This window comes from Leclercia sp. W17, assembly GCF_003336325.1.
GTDB lineage: Bacteria > Pseudomonadota > Gammaproteobacteria > Enterobacterales > Enterobacteriaceae > Enterobacter.
Genome location: NZ_CP031101.1, coordinates 1,538,663 through 1,563,821 on the forward strand (window position 1 = coordinate 1,538,663; position 25,159 = coordinate 1,563,821).

General features: G+C 58.2%; 23 protein-coding genes and 1 pseudogene. 16 read left to right on the forward strand and 8 right to left on the reverse strand.

Features of this window, described 5'->3' with window-relative positions; all coding sequences use genetic code 11:
* Nucleotides 1-117 precede the first annotated feature (117 nt).
* On the reverse strand, nucleotides 118-813 hold the full coding sequence (locus tag DVA44_RS07500) for a CidB/LrgB family autolysis modulator (RefSeq protein ID WP_103825023.1): 696 nt from the start codon (nucleotides 811-813) through the stop codon (nucleotides 118-120).
* Complete coding sequence (locus tag DVA44_RS07505; protein WP_114386099.1) at nucleotides 810-1,208, reverse strand: CidA/LrgA family protein; 399 nt, start codon at nucleotides 1,206-1,208, stop codon at nucleotides 810-812. The genes DVA44_RS07500 and DVA44_RS07505 overlap by 4 nt, the downstream gene beginning before the upstream one ends.
* Before the next feature lie 215 nt (nucleotides 1,209-1,423).
* Here DVA44_RS07505 and map point away from each other — a divergent pair.
* From map to DVA44_RS07525, 4 genes and pseudogenes are all read left to right on the forward strand, one after another.
* Nucleotides 1,424-2,222 (forward strand): annotated as a pseudogene (gene map / locus DVA44_RS07510) (type I methionyl aminopeptidase).
* 59 nt (nucleotides 2,223-2,281) lie between these two features.
* The gene (gene dusC / locus DVA44_RS07515) at nucleotides 2,282-3,214 is read left to right on the forward strand and encodes a tRNA dihydrouridine(16) synthase DusC (RefSeq protein WP_114386100.1); all 933 of its coding nucleotides are present in this window, start codon (nucleotides 2,282-2,284) and stop codon (nucleotides 3,212-3,214) included.
* A 197-nt stretch (nucleotides 3,215-3,411) separates the two neighbouring features.
* Nucleotides 3,412-4,830, forward strand: coding sequence for a multidrug resistance outer membrane protein MdtQ (mdtQ, locus tag DVA44_RS07520; RefSeq protein ID WP_103825098.1), 1,419 nt, complete (start codon nucleotides 3,412-3,414; stop codon nucleotides 4,828-4,830).
* Between the two features lie 52 nt (nucleotides 4,831-4,882).
* Nucleotides 4,883-5,656, forward strand: a complete 774-nt coding sequence (locus DVA44_RS07525; protein ID WP_114386101.1) for an SDR family oxidoreductase — start codon at nucleotides 4,883-4,885, stop codon at nucleotides 5,654-5,656.
* Nucleotides 5,657-5,659: 3 nt separating this feature from the next.
* On the opposite strand, the gene DVA44_RS07530 is transcribed toward DVA44_RS07525, so the two are convergent.
* Together DVA44_RS07530 and DVA44_RS07535 are read right to left on the reverse strand one after the other, a co-directional pair.
* Nucleotides 5,660-6,220 (reverse strand): DedA family protein, encoded by a 561-nt coding sequence (locus DVA44_RS07530; RefSeq protein ID WP_114386102.1) that lies wholly within the window; start codon nucleotides 6,218-6,220, stop codon nucleotides 5,660-5,662.
* A gap of 24 nt (nucleotides 6,221-6,244) precedes the next feature.
* Nucleotides 6,245-6,511, reverse strand: coding sequence for a hypothetical protein (locus tag DVA44_RS07535; protein WP_114386103.1), 267 nt, complete (start codon nucleotides 6,509-6,511; stop codon nucleotides 6,245-6,247).
* Between the two features lie 150 nt (nucleotides 6,512-6,661).
* Between DVA44_RS07535 and DVA44_RS07540 the strand changes: the two genes are divergently transcribed.
* Together DVA44_RS07540 and pbpG are read left to right on the forward strand one after the other, a co-directional pair.
* A complete protein-coding gene (locus DVA44_RS07540) occupies nucleotides 6,662-7,249 on the forward strand; it encodes a Yip1 family protein (RefSeq protein ID WP_114386104.1) in 588 nt (195 codons plus the stop codon).
* Between the two features lie 167 nt (nucleotides 7,250-7,416).
* Nucleotides 7,417-8,337 (forward strand): D-alanyl-D-alanine endopeptidase, encoded by a 921-nt coding sequence (pbpG, locus tag DVA44_RS07545; RefSeq protein ID WP_103825028.1) that lies wholly within the window; start codon nucleotides 7,417-7,419, stop codon nucleotides 8,335-8,337.
* A gap of 58 nt (nucleotides 8,338-8,395) precedes the next feature.
* On the opposite strand, the gene DVA44_RS07550 is transcribed toward pbpG, so the two are convergent.
* Together DVA44_RS07550 and dld are read right to left on the reverse strand one after the other, a co-directional pair.
* Complete coding sequence (locus DVA44_RS07550; protein WP_103825029.1) at nucleotides 8,396-8,950, reverse strand: GNAT family N-acetyltransferase; 555 nt, start codon at nucleotides 8,948-8,950, stop codon at nucleotides 8,396-8,398.
* A gap of 103 nt (nucleotides 8,951-9,053) precedes the next feature.
* Nucleotides 9,054-10,811 (reverse strand): D-lactate dehydrogenase, encoded by a 1,758-nt coding sequence (gene dld / locus DVA44_RS07555; RefSeq protein ID WP_114386105.1) that lies wholly within the window; start codon nucleotides 10,809-10,811, stop codon nucleotides 9,054-9,056.
* A gap of 189 nt (nucleotides 10,812-11,000) precedes the next feature.
* Here dld and bglX point away from each other — a divergent pair, with 189 nt between their 5' ends.
* The 8 genes from bglX (at nucleotide 11,001) to DVA44_RS07595 (ending at nucleotide 21,642) form a co-directional block, all read left to right on the forward strand.
* A complete protein-coding gene (bglX, locus tag DVA44_RS07560) occupies nucleotides 11,001-13,298 on the forward strand; it encodes a beta-glucosidase BglX (RefSeq protein WP_114386106.1) in 2,298 nt (765 codons plus the stop codon).
* A 322-nt stretch (nucleotides 13,299-13,620) separates the two neighbouring features.
* On the forward strand, nucleotides 13,621-14,973 hold the full coding sequence (locus DVA44_RS07565) for a glycoside hydrolase family 28 protein (protein WP_114386107.1): 1,353 nt from the start codon (nucleotides 13,621-13,623) through the stop codon (nucleotides 14,971-14,973).
* Complete coding sequence (locus tag DVA44_RS07570; protein ID WP_114386108.1) at nucleotides 14,970-16,529, forward strand: MFS transporter; 1,560 nt, start codon at nucleotides 14,970-14,972, stop codon at nucleotides 16,527-16,529. Before DVA44_RS07565 ends, DVA44_RS07570 begins: the two co-directional genes overlap by 4 nt.
* A 50-nt stretch (nucleotides 16,530-16,579) precedes the next feature.
* A complete protein-coding gene (locus DVA44_RS07575; RefSeq protein ID WP_114386109.1) occupies nucleotides 16,580-17,815 on the forward strand; it encodes an MFS transporter in 1,236 nt (411 codons plus the stop codon).
* A 70-nt stretch (nucleotides 17,816-17,885) separates the two neighbouring features.
* Nucleotides 17,886-18,803, forward strand: a complete 918-nt coding sequence (locus DVA44_RS07580) for an ABC transporter substrate-binding protein (RefSeq protein WP_114386110.1) — start codon at nucleotides 17,886-17,888, stop codon at nucleotides 18,801-18,803.
* Between the two features lie 19 nt (nucleotides 18,804-18,822).
* Nucleotides 18,823-19,980 carry an ABC transporter permease gene (locus DVA44_RS07585; protein WP_103825036.1) on the forward strand — a complete coding sequence of 386 codons (1,158 nt, stop codon included), beginning with the start codon at nucleotides 18,823-18,825 and terminating at the stop codon, nucleotides 19,978-19,980.
* Nucleotides 19,973-20,908 (forward strand): ABC transporter ATP-binding protein, encoded by a 936-nt coding sequence (locus DVA44_RS07590; protein ID WP_103180286.1) that lies wholly within the window; start codon nucleotides 19,973-19,975, stop codon nucleotides 20,906-20,908. Before DVA44_RS07585 ends, DVA44_RS07590 begins: the two co-directional genes overlap by 8 nt.
* Complete coding sequence (locus tag DVA44_RS07595) at nucleotides 20,905-21,642, forward strand: ABC transporter permease (RefSeq protein WP_103825038.1); 738 nt, start codon at nucleotides 20,905-20,907, stop codon at nucleotides 21,640-21,642. Before DVA44_RS07590 ends, DVA44_RS07595 begins: the two co-directional genes overlap by 4 nt.
* On the opposite strand, the gene DVA44_RS07600 is transcribed toward DVA44_RS07595, so the two are convergent.
* Together DVA44_RS07600 and mlrA are read right to left on the reverse strand one after the other, a co-directional pair.
* A complete protein-coding gene (locus DVA44_RS07600) occupies nucleotides 21,617-21,730 on the reverse strand; it encodes a protein YohO (RefSeq protein ID WP_072036698.1) in 114 nt (37 codons plus the stop codon). The two genes, DVA44_RS07595 and DVA44_RS07600, sit on opposite strands and share 26 nt — an antisense overlap.
* A gap of 59 nt (nucleotides 21,731-21,789) precedes the next feature.
* Entirely contained in the window at nucleotides 21,790-22,524 is a 735-nt protein-coding gene (gene mlrA, locus DVA44_RS07605) for an HTH-type transcriptional regulator MlrA (RefSeq protein WP_114386111.1), read from the reverse strand.
* A 218-nt stretch (nucleotides 22,525-22,742) separates the two neighbouring features.
* Here mlrA and DVA44_RS07610 point away from each other — a divergent pair, with 218 nt between their 5' ends.
* Together DVA44_RS07610 and btsR are read left to right on the forward strand one after the other, a co-directional pair.
* Nucleotides 22,743-24,431, forward strand: a complete 1,689-nt coding sequence (locus DVA44_RS07610) for a sensor histidine kinase (protein WP_103825040.1) — start codon at nucleotides 22,743-22,745, stop codon at nucleotides 24,429-24,431.
* On the forward strand, nucleotides 24,425-25,144 hold the full coding sequence (gene btsR, locus DVA44_RS07615; RefSeq protein ID WP_103180279.1) for a two-component system response regulator BtsR: 720 nt from the start codon (nucleotides 24,425-24,427) through the stop codon (nucleotides 25,142-25,144). Before DVA44_RS07610 ends, btsR begins: the two co-directional genes overlap by 7 nt.
* The last annotated feature ends 15 nt before the right edge of the window (nucleotides 25,145-25,159 follow it).

Genomic DNA, 25,159 nt, shown 5'->3' on the forward strand with positions numbered 1-25,159 from the left:
ATAAAGGTTAATGGATCGGTAGTGTACGGAGCCGCTGGGGCTTTATATGTGACTTAGATCTCATTATGTGTGCAACTTATGAAGCTCAGATTAAAAATGCGCGACGCGTCGCAAATTTTAGCCCACCACCGCCAGAATGATCGGGAACAGGAAAGGGGCGATGAGCGAGGTCAAAATCCCGCAGATCACCAGCGCCAGCGAACTGAAGGCACCTTCCTGGTAATCCAGCTCCGCACAGCGGGCGGTGCCGAGGGCGTGTGAGGCGGTGCCCATCGCCAGACCACGGGCAGATTTGGTGCGAATGCGCATGGCGTTCAGCAGCGTATGGCCTAATACCGCACCCAGAATACCGACATAAATGACGCACACGGCGCTGATCGCCGGGATACCGCCGAGGCTGCCGCCCACCGCCATGGCAATCGGGGTGGTGACCGATTTAGGCAGAATGGAGGCGGCAATTTCCGGTGTTGCCCCCATCAGCAACGCCACCGAGGTGCCGGTGATCATCGCCACCACGCTACCCACCAGGCAGATGGTAATGATCGACTTCCAGCGGGCGCGGATCTGGTGCAGTTGTTCATACAGCGGAAACGCCAGCGCGACCACCGCAGGTTGCAGCAGATCGTTGAGGACTTTGCTGCCCTGGAAATAGTGATCGTAAGGGATGCCGGTTAACAGCAGGAAAGGGATGATCACGACCATCGCCACCAGCAGAGGGTTAAGCAGCGGGAACTTCAGGCGTACCGCCAGCTTGCGGGCGGCGAAGAAGACTGCCACGGTGAGCGGCAACGACCACCAGATATTAGCCATCATTTTTTCTGTCCTTTCTGTCCAATCACTTTACGCTCCCCATGCGCCAGATGGGTGCTCCAGCTCACCACTAAAAACACCACCAGCGTACTGATGGTGCAGGAGACGAAGATCGGGCCAAACTGCGCGCTCAGCAGATCGTAATACTGCATCACGCCCACGCCGATGGGGACGAACAGAAGGGCCATATAGCGGATCAGGACCGAGCAGCCTGGCTTGACCCAGTTTGCCGGAAGGATTTGCAGCGCAAGCAGCACAAACAGGATCAGCATGCCAATAATACTGCCGGGAATGGTGATCGGCAGCAGGGAGGCGAGAAAGATACCTGCATAGAGGCAGGCATAAATAAGGATGAAGGCGCGCAAGTATTGCCAGACAACGATCAGTGTTTTATTCATGGTGGAAACCCTTAATGGAACGCATTCATCATACAATTAAAACCGGAAACGTGCTACGGATCACATCATGACTTTTGAGCATACCAGACATTACTTTCTGGAACGTTGGGCATTTCCCCAAACCACAGGAGACAATGCGGCGCAGACAATATACGATCGGCAGATAAAGATAATGATGCTGAAATCCGGCCCTGAACGTTTACTGGAGGTAAACAATGCCATCCATTCTCATTAAAACCGCTGATGAGCTGGCTCGCCAGCGACATGCGGGCGAACTGCTGGCCTCGGTGTTTACCATGCTGGACGAGTTTATTAAGCCTGGCGTATCCACTATGGAGATCAACAATCGCGCGGAGGCGTTTATCGTCGAACAACTTCAGTCCCGCCCGGCCAGCAAAGGACAGTATGGTTACCCCTACGTGCTGAATACCTCGGTGAACGAAGTGGTCTGCCACGGGATCCCGAAAGAGTCAGAACACCTTAAATCGGGTGCCATCGTGAATGTCGACATCACTCTCGAAAACGCGGGCATGATCGCCGACTCCAGTAAAATGTATCTCATTGGCGACGTTTCGCCCCTGGCACGCAGGCTGGTGAAAGCCACCTATGAGGGAATGTGGAGAGGAATTAAGGCCGTCAAACCGGGCGCTACGCTTGGGGATATCGGTCACGCTATTCAGTCATACGTTGAAGGCCAGGGCTACAGCGTGGTGCGTGAGTATTGCGGGCACGGCATTGGTAAAGAGATGCATGAAGAGCCGCAGATCCTCCACTACGGCAAACCTGGCGAAGGCCCGGTGTTGCAGGAGGGGATGGTCTTTACCATCGAACCGATGATCAATCAGGGTGACAGCCGGATCAAAACGAAGAAAGACGGCTGGACGGTGGTCACCCGTGACAAAAAGCTCTCTGCGCAATGGGAACACACCATCGCCGTGACCGCGGACGGTTTTGAAGTGCTGACGCTGCGTCCTGAAGAGACAATCCCGGATTAAGACCGCACCCCACGAGTGACGCTTCCCACCTTTGGCGGGAGCGGCTACTATAGCGCCTCTTTTTTTACGGATACTGATATGCGTGTATTACTGGCACCGATGGAAGGCGTGCTCGATTCGCTGGTGCGCGAGCTGCTGACTGACGTTAACGATTATGATCTCTGCATCACCGAATTCCTGCGGGTGGTGGATATGTTGTTGCCGGTAAAATCGTTTTACAGACTCTGTCCGGAGCTGCATCGCCAGAGCCGCACCCCCTCCGGTACGCTGGTGCGCGTCCAGCTACTGGGACAATACCCCGAGTGGCTAGCAGAAAACGCCGCGCGTGCCGTCGAGCTGGGCTCCTGGGGGGTGGATCTGAACTGCGGCTGTCCCTCGAAAATGGTCAACGGCAGCGGCGGCGGTGCCACACTCCTGAAGGATCCCGAGCTTATCTACCGTGGCGCAAAAGCGATGCGCGAGGCAGTGCCTTCGCATCTGCCGGTGACGGTGAAGGTACGCCTCGGCTGGGACAGCGGCGACAGGCAGTTTGAAATTGCCGACGCCGTACAGCAGGCGGGGGCGACCGAGCTGGTGGTTCACGGACGCACCAAAGAAGATGGTTACAAAGCCGAACGCATTAACTGGCAGGCCATCGGCGAGATCCGTAAACGGCTGACCATCCCGGTGGTCGCTAACGGTGAAATCTGGGATCGCGAGAGCGCGCTGGCCTGCATGGCCGCAACCGGCTGCGATGCCATCATGATTGGGCGCGGGGCGCTCAACGTCCCTAATCTCAGCCGGGTGATTAAATATGACGAGCCGCGCATGCCGTGGGCGGATGTCGTCACGCTGCTGAAGAAATATTCCCGCCTCGAAAAGCAGGGCGACACCGGCCTGTATCACGTGGCGCGTATCAAGCAGTGGCTAAGCTATCTGCGCAAAGAGTATGACGAAGCCCTGGCGCTGTTTCAGGAGATCCGTACTCTGCAAACCTCGGCGGATATCGCCCGGGTGATTCAGGCGAAATAGCAGTACGGTCAGCATCACGTTTTTGCGGCGCGCATTGTGGCGCTGAACGACACGGTCAACGTGTGCAAACGGGATGCGTATCCGGGTTTTTACTGGATATGTAAAGGTATGACAAATTGTGGATTGCCACCGATTCCTAAACAAAGGAGGCGAAGCGGGCGTATTTTTCCCCCCTTCTTTTTTTGGTGAATAACGTCATGAATCGTTCGATTTTTTATTTCTGCTGCTTGCCTCTCTCCCTGCTTCTTGTTGCCTGCGCCCCGGGCCACGATACCGCAACCTCGCTGAATCAACAGATCCCCGCCGCGAAAATCGATACCGGCCTGGCTGCCGGAGAGTGGCCAAAAGAGAGCTGGTGGGAAGATTTTCACGATCCAGAATTAAATACGCTGATTACCAAAGCCCTGGCCGATGCGCCGGATATGACCCTTGCCCGTCAGCGCATCGCCCTTGCCGAAGCGCAGGCCAAAATGGCAATGGCTGCCGATGGCCCGGAGGTTAATTTCTCTGCCGACGCAGAGCGGCAGAAAATGTCAGCCGAAGGGCTGATGGGCCCCTTCGCGATAACCGATCCGGCGGCCGGAACCACCGGCCCCTGGTACACTAACGGCACTTTTGGCCTGACCGCCGGCTGGGATCTGGATTTGTGGGGTAAAAACCGCGCCCAGGTTGAAGCCCGCATCGGGAAGGTCAACGCACAACAGGCGGAGCTGCAGCAGACCCGTCAACTGCTTGCCAGCAGCGTGGCGCGTCTTTACTGGGACTGGCAAACCCAGGCGGCCATTGGGCATCTCTTAGCCGCCATCAAACAGGAGCAGCTCAATATTATCGGTACCGACCGGGAGCTGTACCAGCATGGCATCACTTCTTCTGTGGAAGGGGTGGAAACCGACATTAACGCCAGTAAAACCGATGAGCACCTGGCGGAGGTGAAGGGAAAAATGAAAGCCATTGAGGCGCGTCTGGCGGCGCTTACCAACTCCCCAACGGTGACGCTGACCCCGCACGCCTTGCCCGCTGTCGAGAGTAAAATGCCTTCCACTCTGGGCTATGAATTACTCGCCCGCCGCCCTGATTTGCAGGAGGCGCACTGGTATATCGAAGCCTCCCTGCATGAGGTGGATGCGGCGAAAGCGGCCTTCTATCCTGACGTGAACCTGATGGCCTTCCTGCAACAGGATGCACTGCACTTAAGCGATCTATTCCGCTCCTCGGCGCAGCAGATGGGCGTTACCGCCGGGCTGACCCTGCCGATTTTCGACAGTGGGCGCCTGAATGCCAACCTTGATATCGCCCAGGCGCAAAATAATCTGTCGATCGCGAACTACAACAAAGCGGTAGTGGAGGCTGTCAACCAGGTCGCCCGGACGGCAAGCGAAGTCGAAACGTTAATGACGAAAAATAAGCATCAGCAACGCGTTGAAGCCGATGCCGCACGGGTAGTCGCGCTGGCACAGGCGCGCTTTAATGCCGGGATTGTCGCAGGCTCACGGGTCAGCGAGGCTCGGATCCCCGCTCTGCAGGAACAACTGGCCGGGCTGACGCTGCAGGGACAGTACATCGATGCCACCCTGCAACTCACCTCCGCGCTGGGTGGCGGCTATAAGCACGGGTGAAAAGTGAGAAGTCACTATACTTACTTCTTTGTCTTCTTTTCTGGAGGTGAGTATGGGTTCAACCAATCGTGTGGCTATTGTAACGGCATCAGATTCGGGGATCGGCAAAACTACAGCGCTGATGCTGGCGGAGCGTGGGTTTGATATTGGCGTGACCTGGCACTCGGATGAAGAAGGGGCGATGAAAACCTGTCGCGAGATCGAGGCGCGCGGACAGCGGGCAGAGGCCATCCATCTGGATCTCAGCCAGTTGCCCGAAGGTGCGAAAGCCATCGAGACGCTGATTGAACGTTTTGGCCGACTTGACGTGCTGGTCAATAACGCCGGGGCGATGACCAAAGCGCCGTTTCTTGAGATGGAATATGACCAGTGGCGATCCATTTTTAGCGTCGATGTGGATGGGGCATTTCTCTGTTCGCAGATCGCCGCCCGGCAGATGGTAAAGCAGGGGGAGGGGGGACGTATCGTCAATATCACCTCGGTGCATGAACATACGCCGCTGCCGGAGGCCAGCGCTTACACCTCAGCCAAACACGCCCTCGGCGGCCTGACCAAGTCGATGGCGATGGAGCTGGTGCATCACAATATTCTGGTCAATGCCGTCGCACCCGGTGCCATCGCCACGCCGATGAATGACATGGATGACAGCGAAGTGAAGCCCGGCTCCATGCCCAACATTCCACTGGCAAGGCCGGGGCATACCAAAGAGATCGCCAGCCTGGTCGCCTGGCTATGTGACACCGACGCCAGCTACGCCACCGGACAATCCTTTATCGTCGACGGCGGCTTTATGCTGGGCAATCCGCAGTTTAAACCGGAGCAGTAACCCTTAGCTGCGATCCCGGCGTTTCAGCCACCAGCGCACCACGAAAACCAGCACCAGCACCACTATCAGCCAGATCCAGTGGCGCAGGTGCTGGTCCAGCGCGTGCAGCCAGGGCTCCAGCACTTCACCGCCCACATAGCCTAAGGTAGTGAAAATCAGCGCCCAAATGATGGCGCCCACAATGTTCAGCGGCAGGAAAATTTTTGGCGGCAGGCGACTGGCACCTATCAGCAGTGGGCCGATGATACGAAAACCGTACATAAAGCGGGTGCCGATCACGAAAAGGTAAGGGTGGCGCTGAATCAGCTGCTGGGCGCGGTTGATTTTCTTCTGATGACGGGAAAAACGCCGCAGGATCGCCGGACCAAACCGGACGCCAAGCAGATAGAGCAGCTGATCGCCGATCATGCCCCCCAGCGCTACCGCGGCCACGACCAGCGGAAAACGCAGCAGCCCCTGATGCGCCGCCACACCCCCCAGCAGAGTGATAGTTTCCCCTTCCGCTATGCTGCCAACGACCAGCGCGGCATAGCCATAATGTGCAATCAAAGTATTAATATCCATACGCTAAGCGTAGCGCAGGAAACGTTAACGCATGAACAACCAGCTGATGAAACCTAAAACAGGAACGATCAGACCAAAAAACAGGGCACCTGTCGCCCAGGCAAACGGCGCTACCTCTTCTTCTTTTTTGATATCGGCAAAGCGTGCCAGCGCCTGCTGGCCGTCAGGGGCAGTCACCTCTTCAAACTGCTTTTTATACCCCTGTTCAACCAGCATTTTTGCACCCTGCAGGTCGGACTTATCCAGCGCAGCGATTTGCTTTCCTTTCTGGAAAAAAATGAATTCTGCCATCAGCGATTCTCTCCCGTAAGCTGCTGTTTAGCAGGGAGTAATATACCAGACGCCCAAACCTGCCGCTGCATTTTTATACTGTACAAAAAATAATCTCAGGCCTGCATTATACTTGAGTTATCGCTAGCGGGCCGACAACAAGGGGGCGTTATGAACCATGTCTGGGGACTCTTTTCCCATCCCGATCGTGAAATGCACGTGATCAGAGGCGAAAACGAAACGGTCAGTCATCACTATACCCACCATGTGTTGCTGATGGCCGCCGTACCGGTGATTTGCGCGTTCATCGGTACCACGCAAATTGGCTGGGATTTTGACGACGGCAACATTGTAAAACTTTCGTGGACAACCGGCCTGGCGCTGGCAGTGGTCTTTTACGCCCTGATGCTGGCCGGGGTGGCAGTGATGGGGCGGGTGATTTACTGGATGGCGCGCCGCTATCCGCAGCGTCCTTCCCTGACGCGCTGTATGGTGTTTGCCGGTTATGTGGCGACGCCGCTGTTCCTGAGCGGGATTGTGGCACTCTACCCGATAGTCTGGCTGTGCGCGCTGGTGGGGACGCTGGCGCTCTTTTATACCGGCTATTTGCTCTATATCGGTATTCCTACCTTCCTGAATATCAACAAAGAAGAGGGCCGCAGCTTTTCCGGTTCGACCCTCGCCATCGGCGTGCTGTTGCTGGAAGTGCTACTGGCGCTGACGGTTATTCTTTGGGGTTATGGATATCGTCTCTTCTGACGACACTGCATTGCTGGCGTAATTGCCAGCAATGCAGCATCTGTTCACGATTAACTACTGGTAGCAAGGCATCCGGACGGCTATGATGCCTTAGCCAGCCCGTGTTCTCGCTTCGGCCCGGGCGGCGTACGTTATTACGTGCGTGAATAATTATCCGAAATCTCACCATGCTGAAATTCCGCGTTTCTTTACTGAGTCTTGCACTGTTGCTGGCCGTGCCAGTGGCGACCCCCGCAATCGCCAAAACTGCCGCTGTGGCTACGGCGACACAGCCGGAGATTGCTTCCGGCAGCGCTATGATCGTCGATCTGAATACCAACAAAGTGATCTATTCCAGCCACCCGAATCTGGTGCGCCCGATCGCGTCGATTACCAAATTAATGACCGCGATGGTGGTGCTGGATGCACGACTGCCGTTGGATGAAAAACTGCGCGTCGACATCAGCCATACGCCAGAGATGAAAGGGATTTACTCCCGCGTGCGTCTGAACAGCGAAATCAGCCGTAAAAATATGCTGCTGCTGGCGCTGATGTCCTCGGAAAACCGCGCCGCGGCAAGCCTGGCACACCACTATCCGGGCGGCTACGACGCCTTTATCCGGGCGATGAATGCCAAAGCGAAGGCGCTGGGGATGGTTCAGACGCGCTTTGTTGAGCCAACCGGTCTGTCGATTCATAACGTCTCGACGGCGCAGGATCTGACGAGGTTACTGATCGCCACTAAGCAGTATCCGCTGCTCGGCCAGCTCAGCACCACCCGGGAAGAGATGGCGACCTTCTCGCATCCGGCCTATACCCTGCCGTTTCGTAACACCAACCATCTGGTTTACCGCGATAACTGGAATATTCAGTTGACCAAAACCGGCTTTACCAACGCCGCGGGCCACTGTCTGGTGATGCGTACGGTCTTTAATGGCAAGCCGGTGGCGCTGGTGGTGATGGACGCCTTTGGCAAATATACCCACTTTGCCGACGCCAGCCGTCTGCGGACCTGGATTGAAACCGGAAAAGTCACCCCGGTTCCCGCCGCAGCTCTGAGCTACAAAAAGCAAAAAGCCGCCCAGATGGCGACGGCGCAGAACGATTGAGCCGTCTGTAATCGCCGGGTAAGCGCAGCGCCACCCGGCAATACCGCGTTGAAATAGATTACTCCGGCAGCGTCCAGTCACCGTCGTTGAGGGGGCGCTGCAAAATCAGCGTATCGCGCCAGTCGCCTTTCTTGTATCCCACGCTTCTCAGCTGTCCTGCCACTTCAAAACCGTGCTTTTTATGCAGGCGTAACGACCCGGCGTTGTTCGGCCCATCGCCCACCACGGCGATCATCTGGCGCCACGGACCCTCTTCGCTGCGGGCAATCAGGGCGCTCAGCAGCGCGCTGCCAAAGCCGCGTCCGGGGGTGCTGGCCTCGACGTAAATCGACTCTTCAAGGGTGTAACGGTAGGCGGGGCGCGCGCGATAATGGGTGGCGTAACAGAAGCCCACCACAATCCCACGATAGAGCGCCACCAGCCACGGCAGCCCCTGGCTGGTCACCGCGTGTATACGCTCGCGCATCTCGTCAACGGTAGGGGGAACTTCTTCAAAAGATGCACGCCCGTTAAGGACGTGCCAGGCATAGATGGCGGCGATGGCATGAGCGTCCTCCGCCTCTGCATCGCGAACCTGAACGTCAGTTTCGGAGAAAGTTTCAACAGCCGACATAATATGTCCGCTCCTCATCAAAAAAAGCCAGAGAAACGTTTCTCTGGCGACCCGAGGCTACTCTAGTACGATTTGTACAGGCTTAACAGCGGGCCCATTCTGGCTAACTGGTTTGATCAGTGGCTTGCGGGCTATGAATTGCTGTTTCAGGCTGCTCTTGCCAGTTTTTATGCTTGGTTGTTTTACCAATCCCCGGATTCATACTGTTAGTTGGGTCATTAGCCCGATAAAACTGTTTTAATGAGTCCGGTGCTTCGTAAATGTGACCGACATTGTGTTCCGCCGGATATTGCGCGCCGCGCGCCTTCAGCAGAGCCAGCATTTGCGCCTTCAGGGCGTGGGCATCGACCCCTTTTTTAACGATGTAATCCTGGTGGAAGACGTAACACATAAAGTGGCCGTAATAGAGCTTATGCACCAGCTGGCTGTCGATCTCCGGCGGCAGTTTTTCGAACCATTCGGTATCGTTGCGGCGCAGGGCGATATCCAGCGCCAGAATATCCTCCACCTCGTCTGCGTGAACCGCTTGATAGCGGATCGCGGCGCCAGCGGCGGCAAAGCGGTGTAAAAAGGCCTTGCTGCCCTCTTCAGGGGTGCAGGCAAAGAAATCCCCCTCCGCGGTTTTGAAGAATTCGCTCAGCCAGCTCTGCGCTTCGGCAATGCCGTCGCCCGCCATCTTCAGCAGCAGGTGATGTTCGTACTTATCACGCCAGCTTTTCATCCGCGGCGGCAGGTGCGCCGGGAAGGCGTTGCCCAGCTTTTGCATAAAGCGGTCGGTAAAGTTGGGCTTAAACAGCGATACCTTCTCCAGCATCGCATCGGTGCGCCCCTTCATGGTGAAGAAGAAGGGCATCTTGTCGGTGCCGAGCTTGTCGATCATCAGGAAGGTGTCTTTGCCGTAGCGTTCGGCGATATCGTAAATATCCCGGTGCATATACTCGCCGGCGACCGGCAGATGGGTAAATTCCCCGAGAATGTGGCGACGGATAGTGGTCAGCACCTCCGGCTGGTTGGTGCCGATATAGAACACCTGCTGGCGTTTCTCGGCCGGGAAGGTGTCCAGGCGTACGGCAAAGACCGCCAGCTTGCCGGCACAGCCAGAGGATTCAAACAGACGATCCGGGTCGGCGTTATAGCGCGCCGGGGTGTCGGCATCAATTTCACGCACCCGGCTGATGTAATCATGGTCGTGAGCGTGGCGTCCGTCATGCAGTACATCGCTGTCTTTCACGCGGTCGTCATCCAGCTTGCTGAGGATCTGCTCCGGCGTGACCCCTAAATCGATACCCAGATGGTTCACCAGTGTCAGCTTGCCCTGCTCATCGATGCGGGCAAAGAGTGACATTTCGGTATAGGCCGGGCCGCGCTGTACCAGCGATCCGCCAGAGTTATTGCAGATCCCGCCGATCACCGAGGCGCCGATACAGGAGGAACCAATCACCGAGTGCGGCTCACGGCCCAGCGGCTTGAGCGCCTTTTCCAGGGAGTAGAGCGTGGTGCCCGGATAGGCCAGCACCTGCTCGCCTTTATCCAGCAGATGCAGCTTGTCGAGGCGCAGGGTGCTGATAATCACAATGTCGCGATCGTAATCATTGCCGTTCGGCGTGGAGCCTTCGGTCAGGCCGGTATTGGCCGCCTGCATCAGAATAATTTTGTCTGCTGCGACGCAGGCATTGAGCACCCGCCACAGCTCCAGCAGCGTGCCCGGGAACACCACCGCCAGCGCGTCCCCTTGTCCGGAGCGAAAGCCCTTGCGGTAGCGGGCGGTTTTCGCGGCGTCAGTAAGCAGGTGCGCCTGGCCTACCAGGCGTGATAGCTCGTTAATGAAACTGGTGTTATCGTGCAGTCGTTCAGAAGACATCGTCCACCCCTTGTGGTTATTCAAATGCGTCGTCCAAAATCATAGCGCGATTAATGTTTAAGCGAACCAGTATTCACCAGAAAAATCAGAGAATAAACCCTGCAAGGTTCAGAGGGTTTATGGCACACTGCGCTTTTCGTACGGTCTGGCCGCGACTATCCGGCGGTTATTGATGAGAGAGTAAACGAGATGAAATGGCTCTGTTCTGTAGGTGTGGCTGTAAGTCTGGCGCTGCAACCCGCGCTGGCTGACGACCTGTTTGGCAATCATCCGCTAACGCCGGAAGCCCGGGACGCATTTGTAACCGACCTGCTCGCGAAGATGTCGGTTGATGAGAAAATCGGCCAGCTGCGCCTCATCAGCGTCGGACCGGATAATCCGAAAGAAGCCATTCGCGAAATGATTAAAAACGGGCAGGTAGGGGCGATTTTCAACACCGTCACCCGCCAGGATATCCGCAAAATGCAGGATCAGGTGATGGAGCTCAGCCACCTGAAAATCCCACTTTTCTTCGCCTTTGACGTGCTTCACGGCCAGCGTACCGTCTTCCCGATTACCCTCGGCCTGGCCTCCTCCTTTAACCTTGAGGCGGTGAAAACCGTGGGCCGCGTGTCGGCATACGAAGCAGCGGATGACGGCCTCAACATGACCTGGGCGCCGATGGTGGACGTCTCCCGCGATCCGCGCTGGGGCCGCGCCTCGGAAGGCTTCGGGGAGGATACTTATCTCACCGCGACGATGGGTAAAACCATGGTCGAAGCGATGCAGGGCAAAAGCCCGGCGGATCGCTACTCGGTGATGACCAGCGTCAAACACTTCGCCGCCTATGGCGCAGTGGAGGGCGGTAAAGAGTACAACACCGTCGACATGAGCCCGCAGCGCCTGTTCAACGACTATATGCCGCCGTACAAAGCGGGTCTGGATGCTGGCAGCGGCGCGGTGATGGTGGCCCTGAACTCCCTGAACGGCACGCCAGCCACCTCCGACAGCTGGCTGCTGAAAGAGGTCCTGCGCGACCAGTGGGGCTTCAAAGGCATCACCGTCTCCGATCACGGGGCGATCAAGGAGCTGATCAAACACGGCACGGCCGCCGATCCGGAAGATGCGGTGCGGGTAGCGCTGAAGTCCGGCATCAACATGAGCATGAGCGACGAGTATTACAGCAAGTACCTGCCGGGTCTGGTGAAGAGCGGTAAGGTCACCATGGCGGAGCTGGACGACGCCACGCGCCACGTTCTGAACGTCAAATATGATATGGGGCTGTTTAACGATCCGTACAGCCACCTGGGGCCAAAAGAGTCTGACCCGGTAGACACCAACGCCGAAAGCCGCCTGCATCGTAAAGAGGCGCGTGAAGTGGCGCGTGAGAGCCTGGTGCTGCTGAAAAACCGTCTCGAGACCCTGCCGCTGGCGAAATCCGGCACCGTGGCGGTGGTGGGCCCGCTGGCCGACAGCAAACGCGACGTGATGGGCAGCTGGTCTGCGGCAGGCGTGGCGGATCAGTCCGTCACGGTGCTGACGGGCATTAAAGACGCGCTGGGCGACAAGGGCAAAGTGATTTACGCCAAAGGGGCCAACGTCACCAACGATAAAGATATCGTCACCTTCCTCAACCAGTATGAAGAGGCGGTGAAAGTCGATCCGCGCTCCGCCCAGGAGATGATTGACGAAGCGGTGAATGCCGCCAAGCAGTCTGATGTGGTAGTGGCCGTGGTGGGTGAAGCCCAGGGGATGGCGCATGAAGCCTCGAGCCGTACCGATATCACCCTGCCGCAAAGCCAGCGCGATCTGATTACCGCGCTGAAAGCCACCGGCAAGCCATTGGTGCTGGTGTTGATGAATGGCCGTCCGCTGGCGCTGGTGAAAGAAGATCAGCAGGCTGACGCGATTCTGGAAACCTGGTTCGCCGGTACCGAGGGCGGTAACGCCATTGCCGACGTGCTGTTTGGGGACTACAACCCGTCGGGTAAACTGCCGATGTCCTTCCCGCGCTCGGTGGGGCAGATCCCGGTCTATTACAGCCACCTGAATACTGGCCGACCTTACAACGCCGACAAGCCGAACAAGTACACCTCGCGCTACTTTGACGAAGCCAATGGTCCGCTCTATCCGTTTGGTTATGGCCTGAGCTACACCACCTTTAAGGTTTCTGAGGTGAAAATGTCGGCCCCGACCATGAAGGCGGATGGCACGGTGACCGCCAGCGTGGATGTCACCAACACCGGTAAACGTGAAGGGGAGACGGTAGTTCAGATGTACGTTCAGGATATTACTGCCTCCATGAGCCGCCCGGTGAAACAGCTGCGTGGCTTTGAGAAGGTCAACCTGAAACCGGGTGAAACGAAGACCATCAGCTTCCCAATCGACGTGGATGCGCTGAAGTTCTGGAATCAGCAGATGAAATATGACGCTGAGCCAGGCAAATTCAACGTCTTCATCGGTACGGATTCTGCCCGCGTAAACAAGGGTGAGTTCGAGCTGCTGTAAAAAAAGCCCGGCGGTGCCGGGCAATATCCAGACGGGGCCGCCTCACCTGATTCGTGATCGGCCCCGCAATTTTTTTCCCGTCCCGCCTGAAACCGACCTGAATCCCTCTTTTTTATCCCTTCCTGGCAGGTGATTTGTGATGATTTTCACACTTCATTTTTGCCGCCCCTGAGAAAACGTGAACCCCATCAAAAGCGCTTTCTACCGCCTTATTCTGGCGTGACGATCTTCACTCTTCGCTCAAAATCCCCAAATACGGCCCGCGAGCGGGGGGATAAAACGGCGTTAAATGCCTGTCACTTAACAGCTGACAGGTATCAACATGAAGCTCTCGTTAGAAAATGTCGTTCTCGACCGCAGCGGCCTGACTCCCGTCACCGATCTCCTCCAGGGGCTGATTACGACCCTCGCTCAGGCTGGTGGCGGTACGCTGGTGATCACGCCGGGTACCTACCTGACGGGCACGCTGGTATTACCGTCAAACTTCACCCTGCATCTGGAAGCCGGTGCGCGTCTGCTGGCGAGCCCCCATGAGGCGGACTACCAGGCCTGCGAAACCCAAAGCATGGCCGAGCTTTCAAGGATGGCGCTCCTCTATGCGCGTGATGCCCATCACCTGACCCTGAGCGGTCCAGGCTGTATCGACGGTAATGCCAGCGCCTGGTTTGCGCCCACGCCAGACGCCCAGGGCTACCGTCAGCCGAAAACCCATCGTCCACGCCTGCTGGTGCTGGAAGGGTGCGAGCAGGTGCGGATCGCCGATATCACGCTGTATGACGCGCCCATGTGGACCGCGCACCTGGTCAGTTGCAGACATGTTTTCATCAAACAGATCACCATCGATAACGATCTGGCGCTCTCCAATACCGATGCGCTGGATCTCGACAGCTGCCAGCACGTTCACCTCAGCGACAGCTATTTCAGCGCCGCCGACGACGGCATCTGCCTGAAGACCACCGCCAAAAGCGCAGCGTTGCAGCAGCCGATGGAGAACGTCACGGTCAATAACTGCATCATTCGCTCAAAAAGTTGCGCCATCAAAGTGGGTACCGAGACCTTTGCCGATATCCGCAACCTGGTGGTCAGCAACTGCGTCATTTTCGAATCCAACCGCGCCATCGGCCTGGTCTCCCGCGACGGCGGACGGTTCAGCCAGATGCTGTTCAGCAATATCGTCTTTGATTGCCGGCACGGCGATCCCTGCCACTGGGGAAAAGCCGATCCGGTCTTTGTCTCCGTCCGCCACCGCGCGCCCGACGTCACGCCGGGCGAAATAAGCCAGGTCACTTTCTTAAGCCTCAACGGAAGCGGGGAAGGGGCCATCAACCTGCACAGCGACGTGCCGGGCGCCATTCACGACATCACCTTTAACGGGCTGAGCTTCTCTCAGCGCCTGAGCGCCAGCGACGAGCAGGGCTGCTATGACGTGCGCCCTCCCTGCAACCCCGCGCGCCCGACAGGGATGGGGCTGGATAACGCCTATCTCGTCAACCCGCAAACGGGGCGCGCCCATGGCGTAGAACGTTATCCGCAGGGACTGCCCGCGCTCTATGCCGCAGGTGTTGAGGGATTACAGCTGCACGCCATCCAGATTACCCGTCCGCTGCCGTTACCTGCGGGCTGGGATGAAGAGAGCATCCGAACTTACCCGGCGAATACAGGGAATAGAAAATGATAAAAAAAGTGCGAGAAATAAAACTGCGTAACTATGTCTGTTACGGGCTGGCAGATGTGATTGGCTCCGGTGCCTTCACCCTGGTCAGCGCCTGGCTGCTGTTTTTCTTAACCACCTTCTGCGGATTGACACCGATTCAGGCGGGCTCGCTGTTTGCGGTGGCGCGTATTGTCGATGTGATCATGTGTCCGGTCATCGGCTACATTTCCGATAACTTCCACAAGACGGCGCTGGGCCGCCGCTTTGGCCGTCGCCGCTTCTTCCTGCTGGCCAGCATTCCGCTGGTGTCGGTCTACAGCCTGCTGTGGGTGGAGGGCTTTAACTACTGGATGTACCTGCTGTTCTACATCCTGTTTGAGATTGTCTACACCATGATCATCATCCCTTATGACACCCTGTCGGCAGAGATGACCTCCGACTTCAAAAAGCGCTCTAAACTCACCAGCGCCCGAATGTACATCGCCCAGCTGGCCGGTTTTGCCGCCGCCTTCCTGCCGGGACGGCTGGTGGCATACTTCGGCCCGGAAACCTCGGCGTCGTTTTTCTACACCGGTGCCATCTTTACCGTCTCCTTTATGATAGTGCTCTTCTTTGTCTACTTCGGCACCTGGGAACGTTCGCTGGAGGAGATCCAGCAGAGCGAAGCCCACGCCGACGAGGAGGAGAAAGCACCGCTGGCGACCCGGGCGTACCAAATCTATTACGATTTTGTCTCTACGCTGAAAATCAAGACGTTCAGATCGCACCTTGGGATGTATCTGGGCGGTTCAGTGGCGCAGGATATCTTCAACTCCGTCTTTACCTACTTCGTGGTCTTCGCCCTGATGACCTCGTCGGTGATGGCCTCTAACCTGCTCGGCGTGATCAACGCTCTGCAGTTCTTTGGCGTCGGGATCGCCACCTGGCTGACCCTGCGTTACTCCCCGTCCCGGGCCTTTGCCACCCAAGCCTCAATGGCGCTGGTGGCCTTTGCCCTGCTGGTGTCAGCATACTTCCACCAGACCGGCGGGATGGTGCTGCTGTATGCCGGGGCGGCGATTGCTGGCCTGGCGCGCGGCGGGATCTACGCCATTCCATGGAATAACTACACCTTCGTGGCGGATGTGGACGAGATCCTCACCTGTCAGCGTCGGGAGGGGATCTTTGCCGGCTTTATGAGCCTGCTGCGTAAGGCCTCTCAGGCGATGTCAATTTTCCTCGTCGGTGTGGCATTGCAGATGTCGGGCTTTGTCTCCGGGCAGTCCGCGCAGCCGCAGTCGGCCATCCATATGATCATGGTGATCATGATTGTCCTGCCGGTGATCCTCACCGTGTGGGGGATCTGGTCGGCCTTCCAGTTCCGCGTTAACAGCCGCACGCACGCCATTCTGAACGAAGAGGTGGCACGCCTGAAGCAGGGGGGTAGCAAGGCGACCGTCAGCGCGGAAAACCGTGCGGTTATCGAAAGCCTGACCGGTATGCCGTATGAGCACTGCTGGGGCGAGAATAGTGTTGGCTATCTCAATCGCAAACGAATGATGGCGCGACAGACCTCCCCGCAATTTAATAACGCCTGATCTTCCTATTCTGACCGGGCCTGTGCGCCTGGTCTTTCAGGACGAAGCACATGACAGAACATAGCGTATATATTCAGCAAGGGATCTGGGCCAGACTGGGTCTGCCCCGGGAACTGAGCTGGGGCTTTATCGGCCTTTTCCTGTTTATTACCGGCGCCACCATCGAGCAAAGCTGGCTGGCCTCGATGCTGCAAAACCGCGGCTATGACGCGTTTCACATCAGCCTGCTCTCATCGGTGTTCGGCCTGTGCGTGGCGGTGATCTCCTGGTTCTCGGGGATTGGCGCGGGGGTACTGGGCCTGCGTCGCCTGATGTGGGGTGCCACGGCGGTCTATTTTCTCGGTTCGATCCCCTTTATCGGCTATGCCCTGCCGCAGGGGAATTATCCCCTGATGGTCGCCAGCTACGCCCTGCGCGGCATGGCTTACCCGCTGTTTGCCTACTCGTTTCTGGTCTGGATCAACCAGCGCTGCGAGCCGCGTATCCTGGGGCGGGCGGTTTCCTGGTTCTGGATCGCCTTTGGCGTGGGGATGACGATCGTCGGGCCGTGGTACGCCAGCCTGATGCTGCCGCGGATCGGCGAAACCGCGACCCTGCTGAGCGGCTTTATCTTTGTGGTGCTGGGGGCGTTCTGCGCGCTGGTGCTCAACCGCGATCGGCTGCAGACGGCTCAGGGCGGCAGCCTGGGGGCGGCACTCACTGAAGGGATCATGGTGCTGGTGCGGGAGCCAAAAATGCGTTTCGCGGTGATCGTCAAAACCATCAACGACATCGGTAAATTTTCGCTGGTGATCCTGATGCCGGTCTACCTGCCGCGCTTTGGCTTCAGCATCGCGGCGTGGCTCACCATCTGGGGGCTGGTGAACGTGGTTAATATTTTTGCCAGCTACTTCTTTGGCTGGCTGGGGGACACCATCGGATGGCGCAACACGGTGGTCTGGTTCTCCGGCACTCTGTGCGGGCTGGCGATGGTGGCGGTATGCTACGCGCCGGTGCTGTTTGGTGACAGCGAGCCCGCGCTGTTCTGCGCCTTAGCGCTCTATGCCATTGGGCTCGGGGCATTTGGGCCGCTCAGCGCGCTGATCCCCTCCCTGCTTCCTGATAACAAAGGCGCGGCGATCTCCTGCCTCAATCTGGGTTCCGGCCTGAGTAACTTTGTCGGGCCGTTGATTGTCACCCTCTGCGTGGCCCCGCTCGGCGTGGAGGGGACGCTGTGGGTGATCGCCATACTCTACTTTGCCGCCAGCGTGCTTACCCTGCCGTTAAAACTGCCTGAGACGCGCTAAAACGCCACTTATCGACTACGCTTTTCTCTCAAGCCTCTGAAAAAGGCGGCAAAATCATGAGGAAAGCGGAATGACTATTTTAAAGGGGATTGTTAGCTCAACGGCGCTGCTGGCGGCGTTGAGCCTGCCATTACAGGCGGCGGAGCCGGTAAAGGTCGGGTCGAAAATTGATACGGAAGGGGCGCTGCTGGGCAACATTATTTTGCAGGTGCTGGAGAGCCACGGCGTCAAAACCGTCAATAAAGTGCAGCTTGGCACTACCCCGGTAGTGCGTGGCGCCATCACCTCCGGCGAACTGGATATCTACCCGGAATACACCGGCAACGGGGCCTTCTTCTTTAAAGACGAAAACGACCCGGCGTGGAAAAATGCAAAGGATGGCTACGAGAAAGTGAAAAAACTCGATGCCGAACAGAACAAGCTAATCTGGCTGACCCCGGCTCCGGCGAATAACACCTGGACCATCGCGGTACGCAAGGATGTGGCGGAGAAAGGCAAACTCACTTCCCTTGAGGATCTCAGCCGCTATCTGAAAGAGAAGGGTGATTTTAAACTCGCCGCCTCAGCCGAGTTTATCGAACGCCCGGATGCCCTGCCTGCCTTTGAAAAAGCCTATGACTTCAAGCTCGATCAGAGCCAGCTGCTGTCGCTGGCGGGGGGTGATACTGCCGTCACCATCAAAGCGGCTGCCCAGCAAACCTCGGGCGTGAATGCGGCGATGGCCTACGGTACCGACGGCCCGGTAGCGGCGCTGGGCCTGCAAACCCTGACCGATCCGAAAGGTGTTCAGCCGATCTATGCCCCGACGCCGGTGGTGCGTGAAGCGGTGCTGAAGGCCTACCCGGAGCTGGACGCCTGGCTGAAGCCGGTATTTGAAACGCTGGATGAGAAAACCCTGCAACAGCTGAACGCCAGCATTGCAGTCGAAGGGCTGGATGCCAAAAAAGTGGCGGCAGATTACCTGAAGCAAAAAGGGCTGGTGAAATAACCCGCCGCAGGACTGTGCTGTGCCGATAAGATGTCATAACCGCGTGCTGCTGCTGATGGCTCTCATTGCCCTCGCAGCAGGAGCGCTACCCTTTGTGAATTTCGCCCCGAACCGGCTGGTGTCCGGGGAAGGGCGCGCCGTCTGGCAGGTATGGGCGTTCTCGCCTGCGCTGCTGCTTATTGTGCCGGGCCTGTTGCTGGGACTCTCGCTGATGCGTGGGCGCTGGGCAGTGGTGGCGACGCTGGTGGTGTGCGAGCTGCTGTTCGCCGCGCTGGTCTGGAGCGCGGGGCTTGCCGCCACGCATCTTGCCAGCAGCGAAAGTCCGCTGGCGCGCACTGCCGTGGGCAGCGGCCTGTGGCTCTGGCTGGCGCTCTGCCTGCTCGCCTGCAGCGATGCCATTCGTCGGCTTAGTCTGTCGCCGCTCTGGCGCTGGCTGCTACAGGCGCAAATCTGGATCCTGCCGTTGCTGCTGCTGTTCAGCGGCGAACTCAACGCCCTCTCGCTGATGAAAGAGTACGCCAACCGGCAGGATGTCTTTAACGATGCCGGGCAGCAGCACCTCACGCTGCTGCTGGGTACTCTCATCCCGGCCCTGCTCATTGGCGTGCCGCTGGGGCTGCTTTGTTATCGCCGTCCGGCCTCCCAGGGGCCGGTGTTTGCGGTGCTCAATATCATTCAGACCATCCCCTCAGTCGCATTGTTCGGCCTGCTGATTGCCCCCCTTGCCGGGCTGACCCGCGCCTGGCCGTGGCTGTCGTCGCTGGGCATTGCCGGAACCGGCATGACGCCCGCGCTGATCGCCCTGGTGCTCTATGCCCTGTTGCCGCTGGCGCGCGGGGTGCTGGCGGGGCTCAGCCAGGTGCCCGCCGAGGTGCTGGAGAGCGCCGACGCGATGGGGATGAACAGCCGCCAGCGCTTCTGGCAGATCCAGCTCCCGCTGGCCCTGCCGGTGCTGCTGCGCGGCCTCCGCGTAGTGGCGGTGCAGACCGTGGGGATGGCGGTGATAGCGGCCTTAATTGGCGCCGGAGGATTCGGCGCGCTGGTGTTCCAGGGGCTGCTGAGCAGCGCCCTGGATCTGGTGCTGCTGGGCGTTATACCCACCATCGTGCTGGCGGTGGTGGTGGATGCGCTGTTTGCGCTGTGGATCGCCCTGCTGCAAAGGAGAACCGATGATTGAATTTGATGATGTAAGTAAAACCTTTGCCGGCGAGCCCGCGGTCAGCAATCTGGATCTGACCTTTGCCGAAGGGGCCTTCACGGTGCTGGTGGGCACCTCGGGCTCGGGCAAATCGACCACCCTGAAGATGATCAACCGTCTGGTGGAGCACGACAGCGGTCTGATCCGCTTTGCCGGGCAGGAGATCCGCAGCCTGCCGGTGCTGGAGCTGCGTCGGCGGATGGGGTATGCCATTCAGTCCATCGGTCTCTTCCCGCACTGGACGGTGGCGCGCAATATCGCCACCGTGCCGCAGCTGCAAAAATGGCCGCGGCAACAGATTGACGATCGGGTGGATGAACTGATGGCGCTGCTGGGGCTGGATCCCGCCCTGCGTGAACGCTATCCGCACCAGCTCTCCGGCGGGCAGCAGCAGCGGGTCGGTGTGGCGCGGGCCCTGGCCGCTAACCCGGAGGTGCTGCTGATGGATGAACCTTTTGGTGCTCTCGACCCGGTCACCCGTAGCGCGTTGCAGCTGGAGATGACCCGCATCCATCGCATTCTGGGGCGGACCATTGTTCTGGTAACGCACGATATCGACGAGGCGCTCCGGCTGGCAGACCATCTGGTGCTGATGGACAGCGGTAGGGTAGTGCAGCAGGGGACGCCGCTAGCGCTGCTGACCCGACCGGCGAATGGTTTTGTGCGCGAGTTTTTTGGCCGCAGCGAACTGGGCGTACGCCTGCTGTCGCTGCGCACGGTCGGCGAGTCGATGCGCCCGGAAATCACCTCGGGCGAGTCCAGCCCGCTGCGGGCCTCCATGAGCCTGCGGGATGCGCTCTCGGCGTTTGTCAGTCAGGGTTGTGAACGTCTGCCGGTGGTGGACGACCAGGAAAGGCCGTGCGGTACGCTCTGGTTTCGCGATCTGCTGGCCCGGGAGGCGTCGTGAGGCTATTACGCGATCCACTTCTGTGGCTGGTGGCGCTGTTTGTGGCGCTCCTGTTCCTGATGCCCTACAGCGCGCCGCTCTTCAGCGCGCTGTTCCCGGAGCTGCCGCGCCCGGTCTACCAGCAGGAGAGCTTCGTTAGCCTGACGCTCGCCCACTTCTGGCTGGTCGGCATCTCCAGTATTTTTGCCATCGTGGTGGGTGCAGGCGCCGGGATTGCCGTAACGCGACCGGCGGGCCGGGAGTTTCGCCCGCTGGTGGAGACCATCGCCGCCGTCGGGCAGACCTTCCCGCCCGTGGCGGTGCTGGCTATTGCGGTACCGGTGATGGGCTTTGGCCAGCAGCCGGCGATTATCGCGCTGATCCTTTATGGGGTGCTGCCGATTTTACAGGCGACGCTGGCGGGGCTGGCGGCAGTGCCCGCGGCGGCCATCAGCGTAGCCGAAGGAATGGGGATGAGTGGCTGGCAGCGCCTGCGCAACGTCGAGCTGCCGCTGGCCGCGCCGGTAATGCTGGCGGGGATCCGCACCTCGGTGATTGTGAATATCGGTACCGCGGCCATCGCCTCAACGGTGGGGGCAAATACGCTGGGGACGCCGATTATTATCGGCTTAAGCGGCTTTAACACCGCCTATATTATCCAGGGTGCGCTGCTGGTGGCGCTGGCGGCGATTGTGGTCGATCGCGCCTTTGAACGGCTGGCGCGAAGCCTCAGCCGACACCACCACGGACAATAAACGAATAACCTGCCAGCATCACGCCCCCAATACCGCTGACGGCCATGAGAAAGAAGAGGGTGATAACCGCGACTTTGGTTGCCTTCATAATGTGCTCCTGATGTTAACAGGGCGATTATACGGTGAAGCGCGGGTGTTAATGAACCATTAATTGCCTTTCAGCGGGAAGACGGGATAGCCGTGCGCCTGCCACTGGGTCAGCTGCTGCTCCTGTGCCGCCGTCGGTGACTCTCCGCACCAGACCAGCAGGGTCTGTCCGTCAAACAGCTCCGGGCGAAGCTGTGGCAGCGAATGCGCCAGCACATCGACGCGCCAGCCCTGCTGCGCCGCAATCCACGCCTCCAGCCACAGGCGTGTGGTATCGTGCACGTTCCAGCCTACTACCAGCGCATCCTTGCTGTTCTTCTTTCGCGCCGTAGCCAGACAAATGCAGATGTAGTTGATAAGCACCCCGTCCAGCGCGCTCAGCAGCGCCTGGAGCGTAGGCTGCTGGGATTGCAGACGCCTGCGTAACGGGATGAACAGTTGGTTAATTAAGGTTTGCGCAGGGTATTCACTGCCTTGCTCCTTGATCCATATACGCAGGCGGTGCAAATGGCCGCACTGCAGATAACGCAGCAGCACCTCCTGCTGTTCGCGCCAGATATCCTGCACCTCCTGACCTTCCGGGCTCAATAGCGTTTTGACCTTCCCGACCTGCACGCCGTTATCGATCCAGCCTTTGATCTCACGGATGCGGTCGATATCCGCATCCGTAAACAGCCGGTGGCCGCCGTCGGTTCGCTGCGGTTTCAGTAATCCATATCGTCGTTGCCATGCCCGTAACGTCACAGGATTGATATCACACAGGAGTGCCACTTCTCCTATCGTGTAGAGCGCCATGTTTTCCCCCGGCTTGCGGATGCCCAGATTAACTGTAGACGGAGAATCCCGAACCAGGAAGTTTCGCTCTTTTTTTGCACAAATAATGCGAATATCAGATTATGTTCGGCTAAAGGTGTGATGGCTAACACGAAAACACATTTTCGTCCTTTGACTGCAAAGAAAGTTATTGCGCTTCGGTGTATGTTACGCGCTTTCAGAATTTGCGGTTTGTGGGTATGTACGAATTTAATCTGGTGTTGCTGCTGCTTCAGCAGATGTGTGTGTTTCTGGTCATCGCGTGGTTGATGAGTAAAACACGCCTGTTCATCCCCCTGATGCAGGTCACCGTTCGTCTGCCGCACAAGCTGCTCTGCTACGTTACCTTCTCTATCTTCTGCATTCTCGGCACCTATCTGGGCCTGCATATCGAAGACTCTATTGCCAACACCCGTGCGATTGGCGCGGTGATGGGCGGCCTGCTCGGCGGCCCGGTTGTCGGCGGACTGGTGGGGCTGACCGGGGGGCTGCACCGCTACTCAATGGGCGGCATGACGGCGCTGAGCTGTATGATTTCGACCATTGTCGAAGGGCTGCTTGGCGGCCTCGTCCACAGCGTGATGATCCGCCGCGGTCGCCCGGATAAAGTCTTCAGCCCCCTTACTGCAGGCGCGATAACCCTGGTGGCCGAGCTGGTGCAGATGCTGATCATTTTGCTGATTGCCCGTCCCTTCGAAGATGCCCTGCATCTGGTGGGCAGCATTGCCGCGCCGATGATGGTCACCAACACCGTAGGCGCTGCACTGTTTATGCGCATTCTGCTCGATAAGCGGGCCATGTTTGAAAAGTACACCTCGGCCTTTTCGGCAACGGCGCTCAATGTCGCGGCCTCGACGGAGGGGATCCTGCGTCAGGGCTTTAACGAAGAGAACAGCATGAAGGTGGCGCAGGTGCTCCATCAGGCGCTGGATATCAGCGCGGTCGCCATTACCGATCGCGAAAAGCTGCTGGCCTTTACCGGCACCGGGGACGACCACCACCTGCCAGGCAGACCGATTTCGTCCGCATATACGCTTCGCGCCATCGAGACCGGTGAGGTAGTCTACGCCGACGGAAACGAAGTGCCGTATCGCTGCTCGCTGCATCCGCAGTGCAAGCTGGGCTCGACGCTGGTGATCCCGCTGCGCGGCGAAAACCAGCGGGTGATGGGCACCATTAAACTGTATGAAGCGAAAAACCGCCTGTTCAGCTCCATCAACCGTACATTGGGGGAGGGGATCGCCCAACTGCTCTCGGCGCAGATCCTCGCCGGGCAGTATGAGAGGCAGAAGGCGTTACTGACCCAGTCGGAGATCAAGCTCCTGCATGCGCAGGTGAACCCGCATTTTCTGTTTAATGCCCTCAACACCCTGAAGGCAGTGATCCGTCGGGACAGCGAGCAGGCAACGCAGCTGGTGCAATTTCTCTCGACCTTTTTCCGTAAGAATCTGAAGCGGCCGTCGGAAATTGTCACCCTCGCGGATGAAATAGAGCATGTGAATGCCTATCTGCAAATCGAGCAGGCCCGGTTCCAGTCGCGTCTGCAGGTGACCCTGTCGGTGCCGGATGAGCTGGCCTGGCAGCAGCTGCCAGCCTTTACCCTGCAGCCGATTGTGGAAAACGCTATCAAGCATGGCACCTCCCAGCTGCTGGGTATCGGTGAGATAACCATCACTGCCAGCCGCTTTAACCGCTATCTGGTGCTGAATATAGAAGACAACGCCGGGCTCTACAGCGGTGCAAAAGAGGGGGGAGGCCTGGGAATGGGGTTGGTGGACAAACGCCTGCGCGCCCATTTTGGCGAGAACTGCGGCATTACCGTTACCTGTGAGCCCGATAGCTTTACCCGTATAACCTTACGACTGCCTCTGGAGGAACACGCATGTTGAATGTGCTGATTGTCGATGACGAGCCTTTAGCGCGAGAAAACCTGCGATTTTTGCTGCAGGAGCACAGCGATATTGAGATTGTCGGCGAGTGCGCTAACGCCATTGAAGCCATTAGTGCCGTGCACAAGCTGCGTCCCGATGTGCTGTTTCTGGATATCCAGATGCCGCGCATCAGCGGCCTGGAGATGGTGGGCATGCTCGACCCGGAACATCGTCCCTACATTGTCTTTCTCACCGCCTTTGATGAGTACGCGGTAAAAGCGTTCGAAGAGCACGCCTTTGACTATCTGCTGAAACCCATCGAAGAGCCGCGGCTGGAAAAAACCCTCAACCGTCTGCGCCAGGAGCGCAACGTGCAGGACGTATCGCTGCTGGCGGAACACCAGCAGCCGCTGAAGTTTATCCCCTGTACCGGCCACAGCCGGATCTATCTGCTGCAGATGGAGGATGTGGCCTTTGTCAGTAGCCGGATGAGCGGGGTGTTTGTCACCAGCCACGAAGGCAAAGAGGGCTTTACCGAGCTGACGCTGCGCACCCTGGAGAGCCGTACGCCGCTGCTGCGCTGTCATCGCCAGTACCTGGTGAATATGGCCCATCTGAAAGAGATCCGCCTTGAAGAGAACGGCCAGGCGGAACTGGTGCTGCGCGCTGGACAGACGGTGCCGGTCAGCCGTCGTTACCTGAAAAGTTTGAAAGAGGCGATAGGGCTGTAAAACTGCTACACTGCG

Bases quoted from the DNA above. Each gene is read 5' to 3' on its own strand.
- DVA44_RS07540 (WP_114386104.1), top strand. From the start codon at position 6,662: ATGAACCATGTCTGGGGACTCTTTTCCCATCCCGATCGTGAAATGCAC.
- DVA44_RS07590 (WP_103180286.1), top strand. From the start codon at position 19,973: ATGATTGAATTTGATGATGTAAGTAAAACCTTTGCCGGCGAGCCCGCG.
- DVA44_RS07600 (WP_072036698.1), bottom strand. From the start codon at position 21,730: ATGAAGGCAACCAAAGTCGCGGTTATCACCCTCTTCTTTCTCATGGCC.
- DVA44_RS07530 (WP_114386102.1), bottom strand. From the start codon at position 6,220: ATGGATATTAATACTTTGATTGCACATTATGGCTATGCCGCGCTGGTC.
- DVA44_RS07525 (WP_114386101.1), top strand. From the start codon at position 4,883: ATGGGTTCAACCAATCGTGTGGCTATTGTAACGGCATCAGATTCGGGG.
- DVA44_RS07575 (WP_114386109.1), top strand. From the start codon at position 16,580: ATGACAGAACATAGCGTATATATTCAGCAAGGGATCTGGGCCAGACTG.
- DVA44_RS07580 (WP_114386110.1), top strand. From the start codon at position 17,886: ATGACTATTTTAAAGGGGATTGTTAGCTCAACGGCGCTGCTGGCGGCG.
- DVA44_RS07610 (WP_103825040.1), top strand. From the start codon at position 22,743: ATGTACGAATTTAATCTGGTGTTGCTGCTGCTTCAGCAGATGTGTGTG.
- mlrA (WP_114386111.1), bottom strand. From the start codon at position 22,524: ATGGCGCTCTACACGATAGGAGAAGTGGCACTCCTGTGTGATATCAAT.
- DVA44_RS07565 (WP_114386107.1), top strand. From the start codon at position 13,621: ATGAAGCTCTCGTTAGAAAATGTCGTTCTCGACCGCAGCGGCCTGACT.
- dusC (WP_114386100.1), top strand. From the start codon at position 2,282: ATGCGTGTATTACTGGCACCGATGGAAGGCGTGCTCGATTCGCTGGTG.
- pbpG (WP_103825028.1), top strand. From the start codon at position 7,417: ATGCTGAAATTCCGCGTTTCTTTACTGAGTCTTGCACTGTTGCTGGCC.
- DVA44_RS07505 (WP_114386099.1), bottom strand. From the start codon at position 1,208: ATGAATAAAACACTGATCGTTGTCTGGCAATACTTGCGCGCCTTCATC.
- dld (WP_114386105.1), bottom strand. From the start codon at position 10,811: ATGTCTTCTGAACGACTGCACGATAACACCAGTTTCATTAACGAGCTA.
- btsR (WP_103180279.1), top strand. From the start codon at position 24,425: ATGTTGAATGTGCTGATTGTCGATGACGAGCCTTTAGCGCGAGAAAAC.
- mdtQ (WP_103825098.1), top strand. From the start codon at position 3,412: ATGAATCGTTCGATTTTTTATTTCTGCTGCTTGCCTCTCTCCCTGCTT.
- DVA44_RS07535 (WP_114386103.1), bottom strand. From the start codon at position 6,511: ATGGCAGAATTCATTTTTTTCCAGAAAGGAAAGCAAATCGCTGCGCTG.
- DVA44_RS07500 (WP_103825023.1), bottom strand. From the start codon at position 813: ATGATGGCTAATATCTGGTGGTCGTTGCCGCTCACCGTGGCAGTCTTC.
- DVA44_RS07570 (WP_114386108.1), top strand. From the start codon at position 14,970: ATGATAAAAAAAGTGCGAGAAATAAAACTGCGTAACTATGTCTGTTAC.
- DVA44_RS07550 (WP_103825029.1), bottom strand. From the start codon at position 8,950: ATGTCGGCTGTTGAAACTTTCTCCGAAACTGACGTTCAGGTTCGCGAT.
- bglX (WP_114386106.1), top strand. From the start codon at position 11,001: ATGAAATGGCTCTGTTCTGTAGGTGTGGCTGTAAGTCTGGCGCTGCAA.